The 5,820-nt window shown below is 65.4% G+C and carries 6 protein-coding genes; all 6 read left to right on the forward strand.

Annotated features, from left to right (window positions below; translation table 11 throughout):
- The first annotated feature begins 69 nt into the window (after positions 1-69).
- The 6 genes from NX068_RS20925 (at position 70) to NX068_RS20950 (ending at position 5,740) form a co-directional block, all read left to right on the forward strand.
- The gene (locus NX068_RS20925) at positions 70-699 is read left to right on the forward strand and encodes a hypothetical protein (protein ID WP_263463173.1); all 630 of its coding nucleotides are present in this window, start codon (positions 70-72) and stop codon (positions 697-699) included.
- An 18-nt stretch (positions 700-717) separates the two neighbouring features.
- A complete protein-coding gene (locus NX068_RS20930; protein ID WP_263463174.1) occupies positions 718-2,811 on the forward strand; it encodes a ParB/RepB/Spo0J family partition protein in 2,094 nt (697 codons plus the stop codon).
- A 60-nt stretch (positions 2,812-2,871) separates the two neighbouring features.
- On the forward strand, positions 2,872-3,909 hold the full coding sequence (locus tag NX068_RS20935; RefSeq protein ID WP_263463175.1) for an adenine nucleotide alpha hydrolase family protein: 1,038 nt from the start codon (positions 2,872-2,874) through the stop codon (positions 3,907-3,909).
- A gap of 7 nt (positions 3,910-3,916) precedes the next feature.
- A complete protein-coding gene (locus NX068_RS20940) occupies positions 3,917-4,726 on the forward strand; it encodes a Mom family adenine methylcarbamoylation protein (RefSeq protein WP_263463176.1) in 810 nt (269 codons plus the stop codon).
- Positions 4,727-4,957: 231 nt separating this feature from the next.
- Complete coding sequence (relB, locus tag NX068_RS20945) at positions 4,958-5,422, forward strand: type II toxin-antitoxin system RelB family antitoxin (RefSeq protein WP_263463177.1); 465 nt, start codon at positions 4,958-4,960, stop codon at positions 5,420-5,422.
- A gap of 9 nt (positions 5,423-5,431) precedes the next feature.
- Positions 5,432-5,740: a type II toxin-antitoxin system RelE/ParE family toxin gene (locus tag NX068_RS20950; RefSeq protein ID WP_263463178.1), complete on the forward strand. Its 309-nt coding sequence runs from the start codon at positions 5,432-5,434 to the stop codon at positions 5,738-5,740.
- The last annotated feature ends 80 nt before the right edge of the window (positions 5,741-5,820 follow it).

Consider the following 5,820-nt stretch of genomic DNA (forward strand, 5'->3'; position numbering starts at 1 on the left):
GGTGTATAACAGGTTAAAATACAGGTACGGTGCAGCAATCAAGCGGTGCCGGTCATAAGGAAAATCATCATGGCTTCTAAGAAACCCCTGGCTCCGCAATCCGTCGAGCTTACCCCCAACCAAGGCCCTGCCGATCTGGATGCGGTGAACGCCGCAGCAGCCGAAGCGGCAGGCCGCGATACGGCCGATTTCCAGCCGTCCGACTTCGACCATGCGCAAGCTGCGGCGGCACCGGCCCAGGTGCCTCCCGAGTTTGAAGTCACGGTGGTGAGCATGCTCACCGGCGCGCTGTTCACGTCGCGCCCATCGCCCGACCGTGCCGACAACGCGCCGGCGATGACGGGAACCATCCAGCTGGACGATGCAGCGCTGCGCGTGCCCCTGGCCGCATTCGTCAAGTCGGCCCGCGAAACCGGCGTGCTGTATTGCGCGCTGACGGTGGGCTTCAAGGATGGCCCGCGCTACTACGGCAAGCTCTTCTCGGCATCGCACAAGAACCACCGCAACGCGCCGGACTACCACGGCTACATCTGCCTGCTGCCGGTTACTCGCAAGGGCCAGTACACGGAGCAGGAGTGGGAGGAAGCGCCGACGCTGCCGATCCACGGCTACCGCCGCCGCAATGCGTCCGACAACCGGGCGCGCATCCAACTGCTGGGCGCCCCCGTCAAGGTCGCCGACCACGAACTGCCGTTCTGAGCATTGGAGGAAGCGATCATGGCTTACGAAGAATCCAATGTGTTGAATGGCGAGGACGCAGCGGTTGTTGAAATTGACGGCAAGCTGGTATCCATCCTGTCCGGCGAGGAACGCGACATTCCCCTGAATCGCCTGCACCTGTCGCCCAACAACGTGCGCAAGAAGCACGATCCCAGCACCATCCCGGAACTGGCGGCAGCGATCATGGCCGAAGGCGGCCTTCTCAATCCGCTTGCGGTGATCCCCGAGAAGATCAAGGGCAGCAAGGGCGACCACGGGGTGGTTGCCGGTGGGCGTCGGCTGGCAGCGCTGCACTACCTGGCAGAGCACGCCGCCGTGCCTGCTGATGTGCCGGTGCGCTGCCGCGTGTTCGATGCCGAGCGCGGCGTGAGCGTCAGCTTGGTCGAGAACGCCACTCAGGAGCCCATGCATCCAGCCGACCAGCTGGAAGCATTCAAGCGGCTGGTGGATGAAGGGAAGACGGCAGGCCAGATCGCGGCCGCCTACAACCTTTCGGCCCTGACCGTCGAGCGCCGGTTGAAGCTGGCACGCCTCGCGCCGGAATTCCTCGATATGTACCGGGCCGACCAGATCGAAATGGGACAGCTGCAGGCGCTTGCCCTGACCGATGACCATGAAGAACAGCGGCGTGTCTGGAATACGCTTTCGCCGTACCAGCGATCCGCGCACTACATCACGCAGATGCTGACGAACGACGAGGTGAGCAGTACATCGGCCATCGCGCGTTTCGTCGGCCTGGAGGCCTACCGGGAAGCCGGCGGCGCGGTGCGGGCAGACCTGTTCACGGGGGAGGAAGGCTCGTTCTACATCCAGGACGGCGCGCTGCTCAACAGGCTGGCCCTCGAAAAGCTGGAGGCCCAGGCCGAAGAAATCCGGGCCGCAGGCTGGAAGTGGGTCGAAGCGCGCATGAGCTTTCCCTACCATGAGCGCAGCGCCTTCGGGAAGCTGGAACCGAAGCGGCGCAAGCCCACCACCGAGGAAAAGGCAGAAATCGACCGCGTGAGCGCAGATGCCGATGCGCTGCGCAAGCGCATGGACGAACTGGAAGCCCTGACCGCCTACGACGAAGAAACCGACGAGGAAGGCGAGTGGACCGACGAGCAGGAGGCCGAATATCAGGCGCTTCAGGCGCAATGGGAAGCGTTCGACGACCTGGGCGACAACATGGAGGCGGCTTTGCGCGAGTGGGGGCCGAGGCAGCGAGCCACTTCCGGCGTGGTGCTGACCATCGACAACGCGGGCCAGCTTGTCCTGGCAGAGGGTCTGGTGCGGCGCGAGGATGTTCCGCAGGCCAAGCAGGCCGCAGGCGGCGAGGGCGTGGCGGGCGGGATGGCCGAGGCACCGAAGAAGGTTCGGGCCGAGTTCAGCGCAACCCTTTGCGCGAACCTGACCGCGCATCGCTCGGCGGCTGTCGGCGCCGCGCTGACCCAGCAGCCGAAAGTGGCCCTGGCCGCGCTGCTGATGACCCTGATCGTCAACGACAAGGAGCCGTGGCAATCGTCGCCGGTGAAGGTGCGCTTCAACGACAACATGCACCAGATCGGAAACCAAGCCAGCGAATTCGGCGGCAGCAAGGCAGCGGATGCATTCGAGCACGCGGCCGGCTGGATCGGCAAGCTTCCCGCGCACGGGCCAACCCTGTTCGCAGCGCTGATGGCGATGGAGCTTGGCGAACTGATGCAACTGCTGTCTGTGTTCATCGCTCACTCCTATGAGGTGTTCTCCGGCGAGCCGAACCGCAAGGTCGGGCACGGCTACGACATGGCCCAGCTGATCGAATCGACATTGGGCTTGAACATGGCCGACTGGTGGATGCCGACGAACGAGCGCTACCTGTGCCACGTTCCGAAGGCCAAGATGATCGAGGCCGTCACGGAGGCCTGCGGTGCCGACGCGGCCAAGCCCATCGAGAAGATGAAGAAGGGCGAGGCCATCGCCGCCACGGCCGCGCTGCTGGATGGCCGACGCTGGTTGCCATCCACGCTGCGCCCGTATCCGCAAAGCACGGAGGTAGTGGAGCAGGACGAGGCCCATGAGGAAGACGAAGACCAGCATGAGGCCGATGCCCTGCCGGAGGGCGTCGAGGGCTGATGGAGGTGGCCGCAGCATGACGCTGCGGCCCTTTCTCGGCTCCCGAGCGCGGCGAATGCCATGCCTTGTCTAATCAATACATGCCAGCGCGGCACCTTGCGTGCCGCGCTCCTGGGCAAGCTGATCGTGGTTTGCTTCGGTGCCGGGGTGGACTCCACGGCGATGCTGCTGGCCTTGCGTGCGGCAGGCCTGCGGCCCGATGCGATCACGTTCGCCGACACGGGCGGCGAGAAGCCTGAAACTCTGGTCCACATCGAGCGCATGCAGAAGATCCTGCATGCGTGGGACTGGCCGCCTATCGAACTGTGCCGCGTTCGCACCCAGCCGCAAACCCCGTACACCGACCTGTACGGCAACTGCTGGACGAACGAAACCTTGCCATCGCTCGCCTTCGGGATGAAGTCTTGCAGCATCCGCTGGAAGCACGTGCCGCAGGACCAGCACCTGATGGGCGTCACGCGCGGGCCGAACCGCCGCCCGCCGCATCCGCTCTGGCTGCGCTCGCGGGCGCAGGGCCAGCGGATCGTGAAGCTGATCGGCTACGACTGCGGCCGGGCCGACCGGCGCCGGGCGGGCGCATCTTTTGCCGCCGCCCGCGCCGATGGGCCATTCGATTTCGTCTACCCGCTGCAGCTCATCGGCTGGACGCGCGTCGATTGCGTGCGCGCTATCGCCGCCGACCTGGGGCCGGACATGGTGCCGATCAAGTCCGCGTGCTACTTCTGCCCGGCTTCCAGACCGTGGGAATTGTTCTGGCTGGCCGGACACCATCCCGGGCTCCTCGATGAATCCCTTGGACTGGAGCGGCGTGCGCTCACGGGCCGGCACAGCCGATTCGATGAAGTGGACTTCGGCAGCAGCTGGGAAGAGATGGTGCGCGATGCACCGAGCTTTCCGAGCACGAAGACGACCGTGGGCCTGGGCCGCAGCTTCGCCTGGAATCACTGGGCGCGGCTCAATGGCGTGGTCGGCGATGACTTCACCGTGATCCGTGGCCAGCGGCGCCGCTTCATCCGGCTCGCCCAGCAGCTGCAGGCCGACGACAACGCACTGGACGCGCGCGCCGGCCTCCCGGCCGGCGCGGTGGACGTGAGGTGAGGCCAGCATGAACCCACCTTCCACCAATCTGCTGATCGAGCAGCTGGCCCTGTTCGGCCAGCGCTGGCATCGACGCCGGGCGTCCTATCGGCCGGCCGGCGAACCCTTCGACCCCACGCGCTGCACCGTGGTGCCCATCGAGGAGGGCGACGCCAAGCACTTCGTCTTGATGCACCATTACTCGGGAACCTACCCGGCGGCCCGGTTTCGTGCTGGCGTGTTCGTGAAGGAGCCGTTCCAGCGTGAGCGATTGGCCGGTGTCGGCGTGTTTTCGGTGCCGATGAACCAGCGCGTGATCCCCAGCTACTTTCCGGCACTCGCGCCCAATGAGGGCGTCGAACTGGGCCGGTTCGTGCTGGACGACAGCCTGGCCGCGAACGCCGAGACCTGGGCGCTGGCCAGGATGCGACGGCTGCTGCGGCAGGCGCTGCCTGAAGTGCGGGGAATCGTGGCGTACTGCGATCCCATCGAACGGCGCGACGAGTGCGGCGAACTGGTCAAGCGTGGCCACGTGGGCACCATCTACAAGGCCGGGAACGCGCAGTACCGGGGCCGCTCCAGCGCGCGCATGCTGTGGCTGTCGCCCAGCGGCGCGAGCTTCGCCGACCGCACGCTCGCCAAGGTGCGGCTCGGAGAGACGGGCGAGCGCTATGCCCTGGAGCGCCTGGCCGCGATGGATGCGCCCAGGCGATGCACGGGGGAGGGCGGCGCCGAATACATCCGGCGCCTTCAGGATGAAGGCTGGCTGCGCCGCGTGAAGCACCCTGGGAATTTCGTTTTCACCTGGCCAGATGGTCGGGCAGGAGGTGGCCCTTAAACTTGTCCTGCGCTTCGGAGTTTTCGAAGCGCGTTTTTTTGAAGCCTTACCCCGTCCATAGTGGCGGGTTTTTTTTTGTTCTCATTCAGCAATCGTACCTGTACGATTACTGAATGAGCCCGAACCTCTTCCTTTCGTTGCGAGGTATTCAAGGGCTATGTGAATGCACGTGATCTAGAAATCCTGCACAATGGAACTAGATAATGTTTGCTAACACATAAGGAGCCGACCATGCAAAGCATGACCATCGAGCAGTTGCGCGCGGCCACCCATGCCGGCGGCGTCGCCGGCGTGACCCTCAAGGGCCTGGGCGGCGCGTTCCTTGTCGAGATCGCCACGCGCAGCGGCGCTGCCGCGCTGCTCGCCAAGGCTCGCAGCAACGAGCCGCGCCGCTTCGGAAACCCTCTGGCCGCGTTGAACGTGCTGCGCGACATTGGCATCACGGTCGGGCAGTTCGACGCCAGCGCGTGGAACCCGGACGAGAAAGACGAGACACCTGGCAACCGCGGCCGGGCCGAGGCGCTGCGCAAGGCGCACCAGGCCGCCGCCTACAACCAGTGGCTGGCCGCCGAGGTGCAGGACGCGATTGACGACCCGCGCCCGAATATCTCTCATGATGACGTGATGGCCGAGATGGATGCCGACATTGCCGAGATGACCGGAAGCGCCAAGCTGCCCAAGCGAAAGGGCCCTTGAGCGCTGCCCATGACTACTGTTCAGACACCGTACCGCATTGAATGGCGGCCGAAAGCGCGCGAGGACTTGCGTGCCATCGTGCGCTACATCGCCAAGGACAACCCACTGCGGGCGCGCACCTTCGGGCTGGAACTGCGCAACAAGACGCTGCCGCTGGCCGACCATCCTTCACTGGGCCGTCCTGGCCGGCCAGGATTGCCGGCCGGCGTGCGCGAACTCGTGGTGCATCGAAACTACATCGTGTTCTATCGCGCGCTGGATGCCGCGCGCACCGTTGAAATCCTGCGGCTGAAGCACGCAGCCCAGCAAACCCCCTGAACGCTGGGCGCTGCCCGCTGCGCGGTCACCGGACGCCCGCGCGCCCTTCGGGCGCTTTCCGCAGCTCGCCTATTCGGCTC

It is taken from the genome of Thauera carbonicopians (genome assembly GCF_025699485.1).
Lineage (GTDB): Bacteria > Pseudomonadota > Gammaproteobacteria > Burkholderiales > Rhodocyclaceae > Thauera.